This is a genomic window from Fredinandcohnia onubensis, assembly GCF_002734285.1.
GTDB lineage: Bacteria > Bacillota > Bacilli > Bacillales > Bacillaceae_L > Ferdinandcohnia > Ferdinandcohnia onubensis_A.
Window position 1 is genome coordinate 1 of sequence record NZ_NSEA01000013.1, and the last position, 19835, is coordinate 19835.

Consider the following 19835-nt stretch of genomic DNA (forward strand, 5'->3'; position numbering starts at 1 on the left):
GTGGTCAAACGAAGTTTTTCAGACTTACTTCCTCCTTTCATGATTCAATCTTATCCTGATTTTCAATTTGCTATAATGAGCCCCAGTTATATTTTTCACTAGGACCTGAGGCTTAGAAGACGTAAGTTTTTATGAAAAAAAGGGTCTGCTCAGGTACGAGCAAACCCTTATCTTTTGCGGGAAACAAACGGATTGTCGGTGATCCAAAATCGCCACGGATAATCCTTTGCCTCTCCTGTATTTTCAATTCCAATTCGTGGTCCGATTGAAATGTCTTCAGGTATATAGCCTTTTGTGATGTAAATGGGTGGTTCAAAAAATGGGCGTCCATAGTCCTCCATTGTTATCCCTAATGCTTTCGTTAGTTTTCCTGGGCCGTTTGTTAGATTTTTGGCGGGCATTTGGCCGCGGCGTTCATACATAAGGCTAATTCCTTGGTCAGGCTCAACCGCTCTGATTAGAATCGCTTCTGGGATATCAATTTCGTTACTAACTACATTCACGAGACAATGAGTGTGCATCTGATATGTATAGACATAACCAGGGTTGCCGAATATCACCTCTGTTCGCTTCGTCCTTCGATTGTTAAAAGAATGCGCCGCACGATCAAGTGGGCCTTTGTAGGCTTCAGTTTCTACGATGTAACCTGATGCCACGCCTTGTTCGGTTTCTTTTATTAGCTTACATCCGAGGAGAGCTTTGGCAAGTTCTAATGTAGGTTGATGAAAAAATGATTCAGGCAGGATTTCCGTCATGGCAGCTCCTTATTCGTTTCAGTTTTTAGGTTTAGTATGGGATTGGGTTGATGGATGTATTCTTGTATAGGTTGTAGAATAAATAGCCACCGTAAAAAAAATTACGCTACAACGAAAATAACTATTGCATCGAAACGAAATTTAGATTACTCTAAAAAGTAACAGGAGGTGAAAATTTTGGAAGATATTCGACTCAATGTTTCTTTACTTCGTAGAAGAGTACCCAATTTAACGACTGCTGCTCGTTCAGTAGGATTACGTCCGGCCACTGTCTCTAATCTGTGTACTGGAAAAATCCCTGTAGGTCGAGCAGAGGTACGCACACTTGTGGCGCTTGCTGATTTAGCTGAATGTAGTTTGGATGAATTATTAATTCGAGGGGAGAAAATGGAAATGATTGAAACTGGGATTAAAACGCTTGATGTCTTTGCTCCGTTAGCAAAAGGAGGTACAGTTGGTCTTGTCGCTCGCCCAGGAATGGGGCAACTTGTAGTTCTAGCAGAATTATTCCATCGCTTACGTAACAATGATTTCACGACAGTATTACTTTTACCGGATGGAGATCATCTAGGGGTTAATGATGTTTTAGATGAAGTTCAAATCCAAGTCAAAACAATTAAAGAAGCCTACGATGAAATCGCAAAGATTGGGATAACGAAGGAAATTGTTTTTGCAGCAGACCGATCACATGTGATTACGGGGGAAATCCAAACCCTGCAAGAAAAATTACATTCAATTGGAATTGACTCTGTCACTACGGTTCTTGTGGACTTAAAAGGTGAAGTTGTAGATGAGGATGTCCCATTTGGACCACTTGAAACATTATGGCAATTTGACGCTGACCTCACTGCAAGACATCAATATCCTGCCATTAATCCAGTATACTCAACCTCTTCTGTTCTTGAAGGGGCACACCTAGACCAAACACATTTCACAATTCAACAGCGTGCCAAAAAACTATTACGAAGATACCGCGAGCTTCGTTCACTCGTTACAGTGCATGGGCTTGAAAAGCTACCAGAAACTGAGGTTCAAACCTACAAACGCGGTGAACGTCTTGAAGCATATTTAACTCAACCATTTTATGTAGCAGAAGCCTTTACTGGTAAAAAAGGTGAATCGATTAGTTTACAGGATACTTTACTCGATATCCGCAAAATTCTTGATGGCTCTACCGACTCAAATGATGTCTCAGAATTAGCCTACATCGGAAAACTAAATTAAACAGCAAAGGCAGGAATTCACTTCCTGCCTTTTTTCATAAACAACCATGTTGCACTCAAGCCGAAGATGAGTGCTTGTGTGATAAATAAGATGATGGCTCCATTTTTTTGTTCTCCAACTGGTGGATATGGGAGTAGTGTTTCTAATAAATCTGGCGGAATCTCTTCACCGAGAGGCATACATAATGCCAGTGCGGCCAACATTTGACTTGTGTCACTATATACAGAATACAATGCATCATCTGCGAGCCATAAAAACAGGGTCACTGGTAAAAACAATACAATGTTAACCACTATATAAACTAGCCTTTTCTTAAAAGTCATCTGGTCATGCTCTTTGATTGGTCCAATGATTGGCCACCACAGCAAGACGGCCGCTAATATCAAGCCAATTAAAAAGAAATAGTTTGTAAAGTATCCTGTACGGATCCAGTCAAACATTACAGGCACGTGATATTCAATTAACAAACCGTGGAAGAGAATAATTGTAAACACGGGATGAGTTAAGACACGATATACCTTTTTCACACCATTTTTTTGGAGCATTTTTTCAAGCAGATTTGTCTTTAACCCAATTACAATCAACGGTGCCGCAATAAGAAGGACAACAACAATCTGAATGATGTGAGCACGAAACAGCATGCGTCCTAATAGGTTCATTGGACTTCCCACAGCTAATAAAATCAGTACCATACTTCCGGCAAACGCTATTGATTTATACTTCGGATGATCTTTTGGTGTTGGTAAAAGGAACATATATAAGACTATTAAAATCAAGGTAAAAAAGATGATACCCCCATTCCATTGGGAGTGAAAACTAAAACCATCTAAAATTTGACTAATCACAATATCACCAGCTTTACGGATATTGGTTGCTCAGAAGGTCACAATCCTGCGCTTTTGACTTCTCCACGCCAAAACTCTTCTAAACATACTCTTCTACTTTCATTGTAAATCCTTATGTCCCTGCTGGAATATGATTTATATCACATGTCGTTTTTCAGACATTTTTCAGACAAAAAAAATCCATATTTAAACCATTAAGATTTAAATATGGATTCTATTTTTATAACGGAAGTAAATTTACCTTCTCTTTTTCCGTTAAGCTGTTCACCATTTCAAGCCATTCTGCTGGTTTGTTTGGAAGAACGGTATAATACGTTGTTAAGAAATCAACAACCAATTGGCTAGGTAATTCAGATACTTGGTCATCACTAGGCATGAAGCATAGATCTAATCCTTTCACTGCTTCCCCGTCATTGTTCCAAGATGGATGAACATAGTCGAGCTCTATACGCTTATAGCCAAGATGAGATAGAACCTCACGGCGCACGAATGGATCCATTGGCTTAACTGTTCCAAATTCATAGTGCGCAACTTGATACGGATCGTAGATTTCAGCAAACATCCCGAATAACTCTTTCCCGTTTGCAGCAGCTAACTCCTGTAAATCCTTACTGCGGTTTTGTGCTAGAAAGCGACCGATACTCAATCCTGGTTGACCGATGATCGTAAAATCAGTCATCGCAATATTCCAGTCTGGATAATAACGATATTCCGTTGTCCCTACGACCTCATCGTCATGTACCGCAACGAAGACACGAATACTTGGGTCCTCAAGCGGCTCCTTCCAAAGTTCAAAATCTAGAACTTCCTCTTTAGGAAACACACTTTTCATTAATTCATGCATTTTAAAAAATAACGGGTCGTTGATGCTTGTTATTCTTTTATAATCCATCTCATTCACTCTCTTTCGATTATTTCCAATCAGGATATAGGTCCGTTCTTCGGTCACGCCATGTTGTAACCGAGCCGCGTTCACGCACTTCATAGAGAAGATCCAAATCGAGGTCTGCCGTCACGATCATGTCGTTGTTTACTTCGCCTTCCACTAAAATTCCTTTTGGTGGGAATGGAATATCATTTGGTGTAATAACCGCTGCCTGACCAAAGTTTGCACGCATAAAATCAACCGTTGGCAGAGTACCAACCGTGCCTGTTCCAACAACATAGACTTGGTTTTCCACAGCTCTTGCATGGCTTGTATAACGTACACGGTGGAATCCGTGGCGGTCATCTGTACAAGATGGGCAAAAAATCACATCGGCGCCCTTTGCCTTTGCCATTCGTACAATTTCAGGGAACTCGATATCATAGCAAGTTAACATCGCAATGCGTCCTTTTTCTGTATCGAACACTTGGAAATCGTCTCCGGGCGTCATATTCCATTCATTCACTTCCGTTGGGGTAATATGCAGCTTAGCCTGCTCCCCCACTCGACCATCTGGATAGAATAAATGAGCCACATTGTTGAGGTGGTCTCCCTTTCGGATGACATGTGTTCCACCAATAATGTGGACATTGTATTGTTTTGCAAGGTTTGAAAAAAGCTCACGGTAGCTTTCAGTAAAGCTAGGCAGATCATCAATAGTCAGACTTGAACCGTCCTCCCTACCGATTGATAAAAGCTGTGTAGTGAAGAATTCTGGAAACAGAATAAATTCTGCGTCAAATTCCATTGCGGTTTTTATATAATGCTCACATTGAGCCGCAAATTCATCAAAGGAACTGATTGTGTGAAGATGATATTGAACGGCTGAAACCCTCATTTTCAAATCGAGAATCCCCCTTCATTAAAAGTATGTTATAAGTGGATTATTAACTATTTTTATCGTTGAAACAAGTAAATTGTCCAATATTATATTAGACTATGAGCATTCAATTCTCAAAAACCTTTTTTTTCCATAATTTCTTCTTCCTCAAAGCCTTTCCTTATGTTACTATAAGGCTTGTCTGTACAAGTTTTGTAAAAATGTCGTAATAAAAGCGAAACATTTCTGCAATATAAGCGTCTTATATATTGAAGAATATCACAGCAAAGAAGGTATGCTTAATGTCGAATGCGAGAAAAATGAAAAAGGGCAACATTGTCAAGATTATTGCGTTGTTTGGCTTTATTGTGTTGTTACTCTTGTATTCTTTCTTTCTACTTAAAACTAAATTTTTTCTAGAAGCAGATGCATCTGAACCGGTAGTTGAGGTTGTTGCACCCGCCGAACCTACTGAAAAAAATGAACCAATAGATGATGATTTTAGAGTTGATGACCAACCAAAAGGGAATATTGAAGAGGAAAAACCCGCTGAAGAAGAATCCGCACCTACAACTGAACCAACAAAAGAAACAGCTCCAGATTTAGTGCAACCAACCACTCCCGAAATAGATGAGGAACAGGAAGAAGATCAAAAACAGGACGCACCAAAGGAAACACCTGCCCCACCTTCAAGAGCTGTTTATCTCACTTTTGACGATGGTCCTCATAAGGTTTCAAAGGATATCCTTGCTTTACTCGACCAATATGATGCGAAAGCAACTTTTTTTATGTTAGACAACAACATGAAAAATTATCCTGATGCGGTCAAGGAAATGGCGAGTAAAGGACACAGTGTCGGTCTTCATGGTGTCACACATGATAAAAATAAATTCTATCAATCTTCGAAATCCGTTGTTGGCGAAATGGACCAAACCCAACAGACGCTTTTCGAATTGACAGGAATTGAAACAGACCTCATTCGAACTCCATTTGGCAGTGCGCCACATATGACAGATGCTTATAAGGACGCAGTAGATGCTGCTGGCTACAAGATGTGGGACTGGAATATTGATAGCCGTGATTGGCAATTCCGAGATAACCGGTATGTGGATAGTGTAATTGAACAGCTAACTAAATTGAATCGTGTGAATCAGCCAATTGTCATTCTACTGCACGAAAGACCCGAAACACTCGAACATTTACCAAAACTACTAGACTATCTAAAAGAGCAAGGCTACGAGTTCAAAGCATTAGAATCAACGATGCACCCGATACAGCTATATTAAAGATGGCCCACCAGGTCATCTTTTTTTCTGGTAAAGGAGGTCGGGTTCGGTCATGGGTGGACTTAGGCCTGGGTTGCTCGTGGGTCAGGGGGACAGGTCCCGTGTCCCAGGAAAAAAATGGTGGGACGCGGGACCTGTCCCTTTGTCCCAAACGGGAATGTAGGGTAAACTAGATAGACAAAATAATTGATGGAAGGGTTTTTGTGATGAATGGACAGAATCGTGCTGATATAGTTCCGGGAATTGAGGTTCAAATTGTGTTAAAGAAGGACCAGCGAACTGGTATACTAACAAAAGGAATTGTGAAAGATATTTTAACGAAGTCTAGTTTTCATCCTCATGGGATTAAGGTTCGATTAGAGGATGGACAAGTTGGGCGAGTGAAGGAAATCATTCAATAAATTATTTTAACATCAGAAATGAGGACATACATATGCTATCTTTCGAGGAAAAACTTAAGGTCATCGAATCATTCCCGGAATTGGAACGAAAAAATGTATCGTTAGGAAGAGTAAACTTTCACTATAACGACAGCATCTTTGAAAAGAAGATTGTTGTACAGCATCTACACCCAAATGGTAATGGTTTTGTATACGCCGGAAACCTTCAAAACTACGATGTAGATGCTAAGGGATTTATTAATATACGGGATTTCTCCGAAGCTGATTTGCGACGAATCGTGAAGGAATCGATCCAATCCCTCTCCGCGAATTCCCCTTTAGGGAGAGAAAATGCCATCATTGGTGAAGGACAAGAAGAACGTTGGGTTAATGATGAGGGACAAACACTGCTACTTGTATTCGAAGATGAATGGTGGAATGTATATTCCGGCCTAAACCTAGAAGAAGCCTTTGGCTCCTATGATGAAGCGGAAGACTATTTATATGAAGAGGGCTTTAGACTTCAATAATCAAAATCCAACCTCCCAATTAAATGAGGTTGGATTTTTTAAATTTCACTATTGAATGGGCATGAAGGCTACTTTCCAAACGCCGTTTTCGTCTTTTACCATTTGGAAGCCCATGTCTCCATTTTGATTACGAAAGGAAATATATCCTTGATACTCGTTCGTTTGATGAAACGTTCCTGAACCTAAACCATAAAATGGTTTCTTGTAGCTTTCGGGGTCCCTTGTTTCCTCTTCCCAGTACTTCTTATCTTCCTCTTTAGACCACATCACAAACTCTTCTCTTGTTGTGTACAGGGCATATGAAGTTTCTTGATCACCGTCCGCATTTGCTTGGAGATATAATTTCGCAACACTGATTGGCTCTAGCGTTCTTATTGGCTCAGGGTCATGATCAAGCTTGAATTCCTCATAAGCCACTCTTTCGTCCTCGTTAAGATCGAGATCATTTTTTACCTCTGGTACATACTCATCAAGAGGAGCATAAATTTCCACTGTTGCTTCGTCCCAGTAATTGACATGAATATGATGGAGTTTTTCCTCATTATTTTGTTTGTATGAAAAGACAATTTCTACACTAGGTTCTCCCTGACTTTCGTTAAACGAGTTAACAGCTATGGAATTTACATCAATCCCCTTGTAAAAATCAAGTAACACGTCAACTTCCTTTTCCGAATTCGCAACAAAGAATACATTTTCCTTAAGGAATTCCCTATCTTCAACATGAAGTGCCTCAAAAAAATTAACAACTAGCTTACTAGCTTTTTCTATTGTGGTTACCTTTAAGACTGATTCATACATTTGTTGATACGCAGGATTCTCAGCTAACAGTGCATCAAAGTCCGGATTCACTACACTGGTAGTTTCCTTGGTTTCGGTTTCGACTGGCTGCTGCCCTTGTTCTTGATTATTCGTCACATAGGACATAGATATGATAGAGAACAGCATAACTGCCGCTGTTAGAGGGATCCACATTTTTAGCCCTGAAAAATTTCTTCTTTTTATTATCTGTTTTTCCTTTAGTGATTCTTTAAGCTGTTTTGCAAAAATGGGATTGGGATCAAGGTCAGGACGTTTTTTTAAAGGCTGTAACCATTTCTCATCATTTCGATTGTTCATTGAGTCCCCACCCTTCCTCATCTACTCGAATATGCTTTTTCATTTGTTGAATCGCTCTGTGGTAATCGACGCGTACTTTCCTTTCACTGCATCCCATGATTTCAGCGGTTTCTTTAACAGACATCTCTTTTAGTCCTCGCAAAATGATAATCGACCGATAGGCGGGCTTTAATTTTATAAGAGCTTCTTGTAGTTCTTCCCATTCCTTCTTTTGGATGGCTTTCTTTTCAGGTGTAGCCTCTTCCGATTCTTTTTCATAAATCCAGTCTGGTAAGAGTTGAATAAACTTTTGTTTTCGTTTCAGGTCAATTGCCGTATGCTTTGTGATCGAGAAAATCCATGTTTTCAATCTTTCTGTATTTTGTAGACTTCCTATGTTTTTCATGATTTTAATAAAAGTTTCTTGTGTGATATCTTCTGCTTCCTGACGGTTATTCGTATAAAAGAGTGCAAAATGATAAACATCCCGGTAATACGTATCATAAATAGTTTCTATATCGAACGACATATTCTCCAATGCCTCGCCCCCAATCAGTAATAAGTCGTTTCAACTCCGAATTTGTTTCAACTTTATTAAAAAAATTTATCCTCAACTACAATTCGTTATCAGTACCACATCTCCTGCTTTTGGGAATCGGTTCACTTTCCCAACAAAAAAAGCAGCAAGAGGAAGATGTTATGCTTCCTTTTGCTGCTTCTGGGTTAAGACAACTGTAAAAATATGGTGGGACGCGGGACCTGTCCCTGTGACCCAACGATTTAAGAACCTAGGATTCTTTCTGCGTTTTTGACGCGTTGTTCGGTTGGGGGTTCGACTCCTTTGAGTTTGTATTCCAGACCTAGGCTTTCCCATTTGTAGATACCAAGCTTGTGGTATGGGAGGACTTCAATTTTTTTCACATTTGTTAGTGTTTTTATAAACTCTGATAGCTTCGTAAGATCCTCATCATTGTCGCTTATCGTTGGAACAAGTACGTGTCGAACCCAAACTGGAACATCCTTATCTGATAGATATTGAGCAAAGTCTAGAATATGTTCATTACTTAGGCCCGTCAATTCCTTATGCTTCAATGGGTCGATTTCCTTGATGTCTAGTAAAATTAAGTCAGTTAGTGGAAGTAACTCCTCTAATTTCTCTATAAAATGAGGAGCACGTGTAAAGCATCCACCAGAACTATCAATCGTGGTGTGAATCCCAAGCTTCTTGCATTCTTTAAACAACTCGATTAGAAAATCAAGTTGAAGCAAAGGCTCACCGCCACTTACGGTAACACCACCGCCCGACGCTTGGAAAAAGGGAAGATAGGTTTTGATATCATCGATGATCTCTGTAACACTCATTTCCTTCCCCATATTTAATTTCCAAGTATCTGGGTTATGACAGAACTGGCAACGGAGCAAACACCCCTGAGTGAAAATAACATAACGTAGTCCTGGTCCGTCTACCGTCCCACAGGTTTCAATGGAATGAATGCGTCCGTTCATGCTTAACGTCCTCCTCTTTTCTAACATCCTTACATGGTTTCGTGGAATGTTCGGTTTATAACATCAATTTGTTGTTCTCTTGTTAGTTTGATAAAGTTCACGGCATATCCTGATACACGAATGGTTAATTGTGGATATAACTCAGGATGTTCCATTGCATCCATTAATGTTTCTCTGTCAAAGACGTTCACATTTAAATGGTGGCCTTTTTTCATCACGTATCCATCAAGTAAACCTGCTAGGTTACTAATTCTCGCTTCTTCCTCTCTTCCTAAAGCCTTCGGTACGATTGAGAACGTATTTGAGATTCCATCTAAAGCATATTCATATGGAAGCTTCGCAACAGAGCTCAATGAAGCAAGTGTACCCTTTGTGTCACGACCATGGAGTGGGTTTGCACCAGGTGCAAATGGTTCCCCAGCTTTACGGCCATCAGGGGTGTTGCCTGTCTTTTTCCCATACACGACATTAGATGTGATCGTTAAAATGGATTGTGTGTGAACAGAGTCACGGTATGTTTTATGCTTTTTAATCTTATTCATAAAACGCTTCACAAGCTCAACTGCGATGTCATCGACACGATCATCATTGTTTCCGTATTTCGGGAAGTCTCCTTTAATCTCGTAATCTACAACAATTCCATTTTCATCACGAATCGTTTTCACCTTAGCATGTTTGATTGCACTGAGTGAATCGGCGACCACAGATAGACCGGCTATTCCGCATGCCATCGTGCGTAAAATCTCACGGTCATGCAGTGCCATTTCTAATCGCTCATAGCTGTATTTATCATGCATGTAGTGAATGATATTTAATGTGTTCACATAAAGTCCTGCAAGCCATTCGAGCATTAAATCATATTTTTCAAGAACTTCCTCATAATCCAGATACTCTGAAGTAATCGGTGAGTATGTCGGACCAACTTGGATCTTCAGCTTTTCATCAATACCACCATTGATTGCATAGATTAAAGCTTTCGCTAGGTTCGCTCTTGCTCCGAAGAATTGCATTTGCTTTCCGATTGTCATCGCCGATACACAGCACGCGATGCCATAGTCGTCCCCATACGTTTCACGCATAATGTCGTCATTTTCATATTGAATGGAGCTTGTTTTGATAGACATTTTTGCACAGTATTTCTTATAGTTTTCAGGTAACTTCACTGACCAAAGTACAGTTAGGTTTGGTTCAGGTGCTGGTCCAAGATTGTCTAGAGTATGCAAGAAACGGTATGAGTTTTTTGTAACCAGTGGACGTCCATCAAGTGCAACACCTGCAAGAGATTCTGTTACCCAAGTGGGATCACCGCTGAATAGCTCATTGTAATCCGGTGTTCTTGAAAACTTAACAAGTCGTAGTTTCATAACAAAATGGTCAACAATTTCCTGTGCTTCTTGCTCAGTTAATAGGCCGGTTTCTAAATCCCTTTCAATATAGATATCTAGGAATGTGGACACACGTCCTAAACTCATTGCAGCCCCATTTTGTTCTTTTATCGCTGCTAAATATGCGAAGTATAGCCATTGAAATGCTTCTCTTGCATTTGTAGCTGGTTTTGAAATGTCATAGCCATAGGAGACAGTTAGCTCCTTTAATTCCTGTAGTGCACGAATTTGTTCAGAAAGCTCTTCTCTGTCACGAATGATGTCATCAGTCATGGTTCCATTTCCGGTTTCAAGAAGGTCTTTCTGCTTGTCTTCGATGAGTCGGTCTACACCATAAAGGGCCACTCTGCGGTAATCCCCAATGATCCTTCCACGACCATATGCATCAGGTAGTCCTGTAATGATACCCGCTTTTCTCGCAAGTTTCATTTCTGGTGTATAAGCATCAAATACACCTTGGTTATGTGTTTTTCGATAGTCAGTAAAAATCTTTACAATCTCCTGGTCTATTTCAAACCCATAGGATTTTGCAGAATCAACCGCCATTCTAATTCCACCAAATGGTTGAAGTGAACGCTTAAACGGTTTATCTGTTTGGAAACCAACCACTTTCTCTTTTTCCTGATCTAAGTAACCAGGGCCATGTGAAGTAATCGTAGATACAATTTTCGTATCCATATCAAGCACTCCACCATTTTCTCGCTCCTGTTTTGTTAGCTCCATTACCTGCTTCCACAGCGTATTTGTTGCTTCCGTCGGTCCCACTAAAAATTCATCGTCACCGCTATATGGTGTAAAATTCTCTATTATGAAGTCACGTACATCAATGTCCTTTTGCCATTTTCCTTCTTTAAAACCAGCCCATGCTTTCATCATCAATGACCTCCATTAAAAGGTTGTTAAATATATGTTTGTGATTAAGACTTAGTTTGCTCAGTACTGAACAAACTTTCTTACAAGTCAATCATACAACGGGATTAGTCTTGTGTCATGTGAAATATTTCACAAATTAACAGAGTTACCATTTTAGCCATATTTTCATCAAAATTTGGTCAAAATTATTTGGTCGGAGCGAAACTAACCAGCTTGTGTGCCATTAATCTCGTATGATTAGGTAGGTGGTGACACTCCAAGTTGCTGGAGTATCACTAGACTCCTATTATCTGGTTAGTGATGACACTCCAATGCCGCTGGAATACCATCAAACTCCTAATATCTGGATTGTGATGGTACTCCAATGCTTCTGGAGTATCACCATCCTCCTAATATCTGGATTGCGATGTTACTCCAATGCGTCTGGAATAACACCATCCTCCTAATAACTGGATTGTGATGGTACTCCAATGCGTCTGGAGTACCACCAAACTCCTAATACCTGGATTGTGTTGTTACTCCAATTCAGCTGGAGTAACATCATCCTCCTAATATCTGGATTGTGATGACACTCCAATGCCGCTGGAGCACCGGTAAAAGGGACGGAGGGACCCAGACGGGATGAGGGACACTTTCTTCATAAAAAAAAGAGCCACCGGAGTGACTCGTTTTTTATGTTAGTTTGTATACGATTGCTTCATATGGTTTTAGTTCGATTGTTTCGATTTCATCCTCAGATTCTCTTGGGTAGTTGCTGATTAGGAGTTCTTTGGATTTGTATTGAATTGTTTTTGGCAGGGTAAATATTGGTGTTTCTTTTGTAAAGTTTGTAATCACAAGTAATGTTTCATTTCCTAATGTACGTGTATATGCGTAAATTTGTTCATTTTCCTCTAAAATTAAATCGTATGAACCGTACACCATAATTGGATTGTTTTTACGAAGACCAATGAGTTTCTTATAATAATGATAAATGGAATCTGGATCTGCAATTTCTGTCTGAACATTGATGTCTTTAAAATTTGGATTTACTTTTATCCACGGAGTGCCTGTTGTGAAGCCTGCATTTTCAGAATCATCCCATTGCATTGGGGTTCTTGCATTATCACGCCCACGGAAGTGAATTGCATCCATGATTTCTTCTTTCGTAAAGTTATCTTGATCTATTTGATCCTTATAAAAATTTTGGATTTCAATATCTTTATAGTCATCAATTGAGTCGAAGGATACGTTTGTCATTCCTAATTCCTGGCCTTGGTAGACAAATGGAGTCCCTTGCATCATATGGAGCCAAGTCGCAAGCATTTTCGCACTTTCTTTGTGATATTCCTTTGTATCTCCAAAGCGTGAAACAGATCTTGGCTGGTCATGGTTTTCAAGATATAGAGAATTCCATCCCTTACCTTCTAAGTCTTTTTGCCATCTTGACATGATTTGCTTTAATTCTGTTAGCTTCCAGTCACGATTGATCTTCCATTTCCCTAAGTTTCCACCCGTTTTTGACTTATCGATTCCCATGTGCTCAAATTGGAACAGCATGCTCATTACGCCCGTTTCCTCATTTGTATAACGAATCGCGTCGTCAGTTGAAACAAACTGTGTTTCACCAACGGTCATAATATCATATTTTTCAAAAACCTCTTGTCTCATTTCAGTTAGATAGTCCATGATTTTCGGACCGTTTGCAAAGTGTTCGCCACCCCATTGGTAGCGGCTATTTGTCGTTACTTTTGCATCGGGTAATCCCTCTGTTTTTGAAAGGAGGTTGATGACATCCATTCGGAATCCATCAACACCTTTTTCAAGCCACCAAGTCATCATTTTATAGATATCTTGACGCATTTTCGGATTTTCCCAATTCAAATCTGGTTGTTTTCTTGAAAATAAGTGCAAGAAGTACTCATCTGATTTTTCATCATACTCCCAAGCTGACCCGCTAAAAAAGGATACCCAGTTATTTGGCTCCTGACCGTCTTTGCCGTTTTTCCATACATAATAATCGCGATATGGGTTGTCCTTGGAGCTTCGTGCTTCCACAAACCATGGGTGTTCATCAGAAGTATGGTTAACCACAAGGTCCATAACTAGCTTCATACCGCGATTGTGCATTTCAGTGATCAGTTGTTCCCAATCTGCCATATTTCCGAACTCGTCCATAATATCCTGATAGTCGCTAATGTCATAGCCATTATCATCATTTGGTGATTTATAGACCGGAGATAACCAAATTACATCAATCCCCAGTTCTTTCAAATAATCTAATTTTGAAATCATCCCCTGTAAATCACCGATACCGTCCCCATTACTATCTTTAAAGCTTCGTGGATAAACCTGATAAACGACTGATTCCTTCCACCATTTCCGTTCCATTTTATTACTCCCCTTTAAGCCCACTTTTTTTGAAATAGAAGCTCATCTGCTAAAGAGGCAAATGAGCTGTTGGCTTTAACCTTTTACCGCACCTGCTGCAATTCCTTCGATAATGAATCGTTGCAGGAATAGATACAAGATAATTACCGGAATGATTGCTAATGTTAATGCTGCTAATGCGTAGTTCCATTGCGTCATATACTGACCAAAGTAAATATATGAGGCTAGTGAAATTGTTTGTTTATCAGGTGATCCTAACATCAAGTATGGAAGTAAAAAGTCGTTCCAAATCCATAATGTGTGCAGAATACCGATTGTTACAGTAATTGGTGTTAATAAAGGAAACACGATTCGGAAGAATGTACGGAATGGTCCAGCTCCATCAATAGCTGCCGCTTCCTCAAGTTCCACTGGGATTCCTTTAATAAAGCCATGGTATAAGAAGACTGCTAGTGGTACTCCAAATCCAAAATACATCATGATAAGTCCTGGAATACTATCAATCATGTTAAAATTGCTTGCCACTTTTACTAGTGGAATCATCATTGTCTGGAATGGAATAATCATTGCAGACACAATTAGAAAGAAGATAATATTACTTACTTTACCTGGTGAACGTACAAGTCGATGTGCCGCCATTGAACTTATTAATAGAATACCAGCCACACTAACAACTGTGATAATTGCTGTGTTCATAAAGACAACTGGGAAATTGAGTTGCTCCCAAACGGTAACGAAATTATCAAAATTAAATGCTTTAGGTAAAGCAGCTGTAGACGTTAATACCTCATCATAACCCTTAAACGCGTTGACAATGACAAGATATAATGGACTTATAAAAAGAAGTGCCAAGGCAATCATGATAATTTCTGCAACAAATTTCTTTATGCCATATTTCTCCTTCATTAAAAATCAACCTCTTTTCGTTTAAGGACGGCAACTTGTGCAAGGGTTATTCCCGCAACGATTACGAAGAATGCAACAGCCTGTGCTGAGCCATATCCATATTGGTTATTTACAAATGCTTCTTGATAGATTTGTAGAGCTAGCATTTCAGTTGTGTTAAAAGGTCCACCATTTGTTAACGATAGGTTCATATCAAACATTTTAAAAGCCTCTGAAGCTGATAAGAATGTTGAGATTGTAATGGCAGGCATGATTAGCGGTGCAACAACGTAGCGTAATCTAGCCCATGGACCTGCTCCATCTATATAAGATGATTCAATAAGTTCCTTTGGTACACCTTGTAAAGCTGCTAGATAAATGATCATTAAATATCCTGAGAAGGACCAAGAGAATACGAGCACTAATGCATAAAATGCATAGTTTGGTAGTGTAAGCCAGTTAATTCCAAAGATTTCAACCCCTGTTTTTTCAAAAACTTGAGCAAACACTTCTGTAAAAATAAATTGCCAAATGAATCCGATAATTAGAGAACCGATTACATTCGGTAAAAAGAAAAAGGTACGCAAGATATTTCTTGATTTTAACGCTTTATTTAAAACTAGTGCTAAAGAAAAACCAATAATATTTGTAACAATGACAATCGCTAGTACGAATTTTATGGTTACAACTAACGATGAAATAAATCCTGCATCTGAAAATAGATTTATATAGTTTTGTAAACCTACCCATTTTGTTTCAGAGCTGATTCCGTTCCAATCCTGGAATGAATACACAAACGCTTGAGAAAACGGGATCACAATTACTAATGTAAAAAACAATAAAGCAGGAAGGACAAACGCGATATAGGTTAATGTCTTTTTCCACTTGTTCTTTTTTGGTTTAACAGTAGCTTCAACTTCTACTCTTTCATTTGTTAATGAATAACTCACTGTTACAACCCCCCCTCATTCTAATAAGAAATCACCTTCTAATCTTGAGTATCGGGAATAGAAGGTGATTTATTTGATTACTTACTTGGCTTTCATACGCTCATCAACAATTTTTTGTAATGCTTCAATTGTTTCTTCTTTTGTTGCTTGATCTGCAACATACGCTTGAAGAGCAGCCGCAAATTCTGTATCAAGACCTGATGGCCAATAATTCATTGCCCATGGCATTGTTTGATTGTCTTTTGAATACTTCAATAAGTCAGCAGCTAATGGCCCTAATGATTCTGGTGCTTCAACATCGTCAAATGCTGGGATAAAGTTGAATGAATCAACTAGATATTTTTCTCCATTTTCATGTAACCATGTTAAGAATTTCTTTGCTTCGTCTACATGCTTGCTGTCCTTATTTATGCCGTAGTAAGCTGGCACGTCAACTGGTAATCTTGTTTCTGTTGGGTCTTCGCTCATCGGAATGGCAAACATACCGAAGTCGAAGTCAGGGTTTGCTTCCATGATTGAAGCATATGTCCAAACACCTTGTTGCATCATTGCAGATTTACCTGATGTGAAGCTTGATAATTGGCGAGTGTAGTCAATACCGATTGAATTTACACCTTCTCCGTAATCTACTGTCGTATCTAATACATCAAAGAAGCTGTCCATATATGGATTTTCACTTAAAGTTGTTTCACCTGATTTTAACTGTGAAGCAAATGCTCCTGGATCTTCTACAGAAGAGAATGGTAGGTTAAATAAGTGTAATCCTAATACCCAATCTTCTTTATAGCCTTCGCTGAAGGATTTGATTCCAGCTGCTTTTAATTTTTCGTTTACTTCTTTTAACTGAGTAAGTGTTGTTGGAACTTCTGTAATTCCCGCTTGTTCAAATAAATCTTTATTATAGATAAAGCCGTATCCCTCTAAACCAACTGGGAAGCCATACATTTTTCCATCGATTGTCATACCTGGTTTTGCTGCTTCTGAAACTTGTTCAATCCAAGGTTCGTTTGAAAGGTCTGTTAAATATTCTTGCCAGTCTTCCATGTCAGTGTATCCACGAACGAAGAAGATATCAGGACCTTGTCCAGATGCAAAACGTGCTTTACGCAATGTTGAGTAATCATCTACAACTTGTGCATTGATTTTGACGTTTGGATTTTCTTTTGTGTAATCCTCAGCCATTTGTTTTACTTGATCAACGATTTCAGTTTTGAATTGTAGGAGGTTAAGGGTTACTTGTCCTTCTTTTTCTCCTCCTGTACTTTCTTTCTCTGTATTATCTTTGCCAGTTCCGCAAGCTGCGGCTACAAGCATAACAAGTATCATCATAAGTGCTAACGCTTTCTTTTTCATTGCAATTGTTCCTCCTTTGATTAGGTTACAAGTCAATCTTACTCCTATTTTGCACGCGCTTACATGTCATATTTTCATGTGAACAGGTAATATTTTATACAATAAAAAGTGAGTCACATTGTACTCACTTTCATTTTTTTTCTCTAAAATTTTTCGGGGATAGGCCTTCGTATTTTTTAAACACCTTACTAAAATAATTCTCATTACTGAATCCGAGTTCATAGGCAATTTCAATGACTGGCATATTAGTCTCAAGTAAAAGGTATTTTGCATTTTTAATTTTTAAGGACGTCACATAATCAATCACAGTCATGCCAAACATCTCTTTAAACCGACCTGAAATATATGGAGGTGTCACATAGAAGGTTTTCGCTAATATATCAAGCGTAATCTTCTCTTTAAAATGATGATCGATGTAGGTCTTGATCTCCTGTATGACGTCTGTTTTTTTCGTTTCAGGCTTTTCCCGATCTACTAGTTCAAGCCATTCCTTGGAAAGTGATAACTCCTTCCAGTTTTTCACCGCTGATTCTATGGCAGCTTCAAGCTCCTGTTTGCGGATTGGTTTTAATATGTAGTCCACTGCCTTCGCTTGTATGACCGCTCGCATATACTCAAAATCATCATGACCACTGATTACAATAATTTGCATATCGCGGTGAGCTAGTTTCACACTTTCGATAAGGTCAACACCACTTTTTTCGGGCATTTTCATATCACATAAAAGAATTTCTGGTTTATGTGCCTTAATGATTTCTTCTGCCTCATCCACACTGCCTGCAAAAAAGCGTTCCTTAATCTTAAATTTTTCCCAATCTACCAAGTACTCTATCGCTTCCCGAACATGTTCTTCATCATCAACTATTAACACCTTCACCATAATCTCTCCCCTTTTATGGTACGCTGGGACCATGTTCTTGTTCTGATGAACCTATTTTGGAATAACGAATTGAATTGTCGTTTCTTTTAAAGGAATGCTTTGTATCTCCCATTTGAATGATTCTCCATATTCAAAATGGAGGCGAAAAAGGACATTTAATAAACCGATTCCACTTGACGAATTTGCTTGCATTTGTCCATTCGCATACTGTTCGCGAATTCCTTCAATTTTCACCTGTGAAAAACCTTGTCCATTATCCACGATTCTTAAAATTAAGCTCTCCTCCGAAGTATAACCCTCAATTTTTACAAGTACTGAACGGTTGCCCTTTTCAACACCATGGATGATGCTGTTTTCGACTATTGGTTGAAGAATCATTTTAGGAACATCGACCTTAAGGCTTTCTTCCGTACAATTCACTTCATAATGTAGTCTTTCCTTGAATCTCCCTGTCTGTAGATAAAGATATTCTTTTGTATGCTGGATTTCATTCTTAAGTGGAACAGTTCGTGTTTTTAAATCCATGCTATACCTGAAAATAGAGCTTAATGATAGTAATCTCTCATAAACGTCAGGCGCATTTTGCTTTAATGCAATTGTGCCAATTGATTGAAGTGTGTTGTATAAAAAATGCGGGTTGATCTGAGCCTGCAACATTTTTAATTGAGCTGTCTTCATTTCAATTTGGAGACGCAGCTCCTTTGTAATCAACTGATTTAGACGATTTGTCATTTCTACAAATCTTTTTTCAAGCTGTCCTAATTCATCCTCGCGCTGAGGTTCAACCACTTGTGCAATATGGAAGTCTCCCTGTTCAATGGAGGCAATATTTTTAATTAATCTTTTTATTGGTTGAATGATGGATAACGAAACAAAATAAAGCATGATTGCCAGCAATACTAACATAATCACCTGTATGAATGTAATATTTCGAATTGACTCGGTTGCTTTCCCCGTAATCATTGAACTTGGGATAAATTTCAGAAGCGTCAACGATACATCTCCAATATTACCTGTTTCACTGAATAAAGCTCCTTTTTCATCACCTAATGTAAATGATTGGAATTGCTGTAATTCCTCTGTTTTATAAATGGATTGAAGTTGGTTGGTATCCTCCAAAGTATTCGAATAAGATGAAACAGATTTACTTTCTAAAAAAAGCATAATTTCTTCTTCATCTGTGCTAAGTCGCTTTAAAAGTAAGTCCAGTTCTCTTGTTGATATATAAATGGTTAAATAACCTAATGGTTCGGGATTTGGAGGTTCCACGATTTTTCGATGAATGATAAGGGTCGATACTCCCTCATATTCTTTAACTTCCATCACGCGATAGGTGTCTTTTAAGCGGTCCTCAATCGGAGTTGTAGAATTCGTTTCCGATGAAAAACGTAATCTTTCAGTATAAAAGGTCTCACCGGCTGTATTAGAATGGTATTCAATTCTCATGACATCCGGATTCATATATAACAGATTTTTCATTTCGTACTCCACCTGATTCCTTTGCGGAATACTGAAATTAGTCGTGTTAAGACTTTGTAAAAGGGTTTCGTCATATAGCCATGTCAGTGAAAGCTGATCAAGTTTTTCCAAATAGGCAGAAATATTAAGAATTCCCGATTCAATTAATGAACGGTTATTTTCTATAAGTTGGTCCTCAATCGCTTCGGTAGAAGAATGATAGGTCATAATATTAGACACAACATATGGAACAATAACTGCAACTAGCATAATTACCAATAATTTTTTATGCAGACTCTTTTTTATCATAAAACC

The 19835-nt window shown here is 38.8% G+C and carries 18 protein-coding genes; 4 read left to right on the forward strand and 14 right to left on the reverse strand.

The annotated features are described in order from the left end of the window. Positions 1 to 167 precede the first annotated feature (167 nt). Positions 168 to 755: a DNA-3-methyladenine glycosylase gene (locus CKJ95_RS13280; protein WP_099353921.1), complete on the reverse strand. Its 588-nt coding sequence runs from the start codon at positions 753 to 755 to the stop codon at positions 168 to 170. A 177-nt stretch (positions 756 to 932) separates the two neighbouring features. On the opposite strand from CKJ95_RS13280, the gene CKJ95_RS13285 reads away from it, so the two are divergent. Continuing rightward, positions 933 to 1979: an ATP synthase beta subunit C-terminal domain-containing protein gene (locus CKJ95_RS13285; RefSeq protein ID WP_099353922.1), complete on the forward strand. Its 1047-nt coding sequence runs from the start codon at positions 933 to 935 to the stop codon at positions 1977 to 1979. Between the two features lie 17 nt (positions 1980 to 1996). On the opposite strand, the gene CKJ95_RS13290 is transcribed toward CKJ95_RS13285, so the two are convergent. From CKJ95_RS13290 to CKJ95_RS13300, 3 genes are all read right to left on the reverse strand, one after another. Further along, positions 1997 to 2824 (reverse strand): cytochrome c oxidase assembly protein, encoded by an 828-nt coding sequence (locus CKJ95_RS13290; protein WP_099353923.1) that lies wholly within the window; start codon positions 2822 to 2824, stop codon positions 1997 to 1999. Between the two features lie 220 nt (positions 2825 to 3044). Continuing rightward, positions 3045 to 3716 (reverse strand): GNAT family acetyltransferase, encoded by a 672-nt coding sequence (locus CKJ95_RS13295; protein ID WP_099353924.1) that lies wholly within the window; start codon positions 3714 to 3716, stop codon positions 3045 to 3047. 19 nt (positions 3717 to 3735) lie between these two features. Beyond that, positions 3736 to 4593 (reverse strand): carbon-nitrogen hydrolase family protein, encoded by an 858-nt coding sequence (locus tag CKJ95_RS13300; protein WP_099353925.1) that lies wholly within the window; start codon positions 4591 to 4593, stop codon positions 3736 to 3738. Between the two features lie 278 nt (positions 4594 to 4871). Between CKJ95_RS13300 and CKJ95_RS13305 the strand changes: the two genes are divergently transcribed. From CKJ95_RS13305 to CKJ95_RS13315, 3 genes are all read left to right on the forward strand, one after another. Beyond that, positions 4872 to 5855: a polysaccharide deacetylase family protein gene (locus tag CKJ95_RS13305; protein WP_099353926.1), complete on the forward strand. Its 984-nt coding sequence runs from the start codon at positions 4872 to 4874 to the stop codon at positions 5853 to 5855. Between the two features lie 206 nt (positions 5856 to 6061). Then, positions 6062 to 6256 (forward strand): YwbE family protein, encoded by a 195-nt coding sequence (locus tag CKJ95_RS13310; RefSeq protein WP_099354078.1) that lies wholly within the window; start codon positions 6062 to 6064, stop codon positions 6254 to 6256. A gap of 32 nt (positions 6257 to 6288) precedes the next feature. Next, complete coding sequence (locus CKJ95_RS13315) at positions 6289 to 6765, forward strand: hypothetical protein (RefSeq protein ID WP_099353927.1); 477 nt, start codon at positions 6289 to 6291, stop codon at positions 6763 to 6765. A gap of 48 nt (positions 6766 to 6813) precedes the next feature. On the opposite strand, the gene CKJ95_RS13320 is transcribed toward CKJ95_RS13315, so the two are convergent. From CKJ95_RS13320 to CKJ95_RS13365, 10 genes are all read right to left on the reverse strand, one after another. Next, positions 6814 to 7881, reverse strand: a complete 1068-nt coding sequence (locus CKJ95_RS13320) for a hypothetical protein (RefSeq protein ID WP_099353928.1) — start codon at positions 7879 to 7881, stop codon at positions 6814 to 6816. Beyond that, the gene (locus CKJ95_RS13325) at positions 7865 to 8389 is read right to left on the reverse strand and encodes an RNA polymerase sigma factor (RefSeq protein ID WP_099354079.1); all 525 of its coding nucleotides are present in this window, start codon (positions 8387 to 8389) and stop codon (positions 7865 to 7867) included. The genes CKJ95_RS13320 and CKJ95_RS13325 overlap by 17 nt, the downstream gene beginning before the upstream one ends. Positions 8390 to 8640: 251 nt before the next feature. Continuing rightward, on the reverse strand, positions 8641 to 9366 hold the full coding sequence (gene pflA / locus CKJ95_RS13330; RefSeq protein ID WP_099353929.1) for a pyruvate formate-lyase-activating protein: 726 nt from the start codon (positions 9364 to 9366) through the stop codon (positions 8641 to 8643). 29 nt (positions 9367 to 9395) lie between these two features. Then, on the reverse strand, positions 9396 to 11624 hold the full coding sequence (pflB, locus tag CKJ95_RS13335; protein WP_180271515.1) for a formate C-acetyltransferase: 2229 nt from the start codon (positions 11622 to 11624) through the stop codon (positions 9396 to 9398). A 672-nt stretch (positions 11625 to 12296) separates the two neighbouring features. Continuing rightward, positions 12297 to 13994, reverse strand: coding sequence for a glycoside hydrolase family 13 protein (locus CKJ95_RS13340; RefSeq protein ID WP_099353931.1), 1698 nt, complete (start codon positions 13992 to 13994; stop codon positions 12297 to 12299). Between the two features lie 75 nt (positions 13995 to 14069). Further along, positions 14070 to 14900 carry a carbohydrate ABC transporter permease gene (locus CKJ95_RS13345; protein ID WP_099353932.1) on the reverse strand — a complete coding sequence of 277 codons (831 nt, stop codon included), beginning with the start codon at positions 14898 to 14900 and terminating at the stop codon, positions 14070 to 14072. Further along, the gene (locus CKJ95_RS13350) at positions 14900 to 15829 is read right to left on the reverse strand and encodes a carbohydrate ABC transporter permease (protein ID WP_257215795.1); all 930 of its coding nucleotides are present in this window, start codon (positions 15827 to 15829) and stop codon (positions 14900 to 14902) included. Before CKJ95_RS13350 ends, CKJ95_RS13345 begins: the two co-directional genes overlap by 1 nt. An 81-nt stretch (positions 15830 to 15910) precedes the next feature. Further along, on the reverse strand, positions 15911 to 17182 hold the full coding sequence (locus CKJ95_RS13355; protein ID WP_099353933.1) for an ABC transporter substrate-binding protein: 1272 nt from the start codon (positions 17180 to 17182) through the stop codon (positions 15911 to 15913). A gap of 130 nt (positions 17183 to 17312) precedes the next feature. Then, entirely contained in the window at positions 17313 to 18062 is a 750-nt protein-coding gene (locus CKJ95_RS13360) for a response regulator transcription factor (protein ID WP_180271510.1), read from the reverse strand. 51 nt (positions 18063 to 18113) lie between these two features. Continuing rightward, positions 18114 to 19829 (reverse strand): sensor histidine kinase, encoded by a 1716-nt coding sequence (locus CKJ95_RS13365; RefSeq protein WP_099353935.1) that lies wholly within the window; start codon positions 19827 to 19829, stop codon positions 18114 to 18116. Positions 19830 to 19835: the final 6 nt, after the last annotated feature.

Coding starts and splice junctions, on each gene's coding strand:
- CKJ95_RS13280 (WP_099353921.1), bottom strand. CDS start 755: ATGACGGAAATCCTGCCTGAATCATTTTTTCATCAACCTACATTAGAA.
- CKJ95_RS13295 (WP_099353924.1), bottom strand. CDS start 3,716: ATGGATTATAAAAGAATAACAAGCATCAACGACCCGTTATTTTTTAAA.
- CKJ95_RS13305 (WP_099353926.1), top strand. CDS start 4,872: ATGTCGAATGCGAGAAAAATGAAAAAGGGCAACATTGTCAAGATTATT.
- CKJ95_RS13310 (WP_099354078.1), top strand. CDS start 6,062: ATGAATGGACAGAATCGTGCTGATATAGTTCCGGGAATTGAGGTTCAA.
- CKJ95_RS13315 (WP_099353927.1), top strand. CDS start 6,289: ATGCTATCTTTCGAGGAAAAACTTAAGGTCATCGAATCATTCCCGGAA.
- CKJ95_RS13320 (WP_099353928.1), bottom strand. CDS start 7,881: ATGAACAATCGAAATGATGAGAAATGGTTACAGCCTTTAAAAAAACGT.
- CKJ95_RS13325 (WP_099354079.1), bottom strand. CDS start 8,389: ATGTCGTTCGATATAGAAACTATTTATGATACGTATTACCGGGATGTT.
- pflA (WP_099353929.1), bottom strand. CDS start 9,366: ATGAACGGACGCATTCATTCCATTGAAACCTGTGGGACGGTAGACGGA.
- pflB (WP_180271515.1), bottom strand. CDS start 11,624: ATGAAAGCATGGGCTGGTTTTAAAGAAGGAAAATGGCAAAAGGACATT.
- CKJ95_RS13340 (WP_099353931.1), bottom strand. CDS start 13,994: ATGGAACGGAAATGGTGGAAGGAATCAGTCGTTTATCAGGTTTATCCA.
- CKJ95_RS13345 (WP_099353932.1), bottom strand. CDS start 14,900: ATGAAGGAGAAATATGGCATAAAGAAATTTGTTGCAGAAATTATCATG.
- CKJ95_RS13355 (WP_099353933.1), bottom strand. CDS start 17,182: ATGAAAAAGAAAGCGTTAGCACTTATGATGATACTTGTTATGCTTGTA.
- CKJ95_RS13360 (WP_180271510.1), bottom strand. CDS start 18,062: ATGGTGAAGGTGTTAATAGTTGATGATGAAGAACATGTTCGGGAAGCG.
- CKJ95_RS13365 (WP_099353935.1), bottom strand. CDS start 19,829: ATGATAAAAAAGAGTCTGCATAAAAAATTATTGGTAATTATGCTAGTT.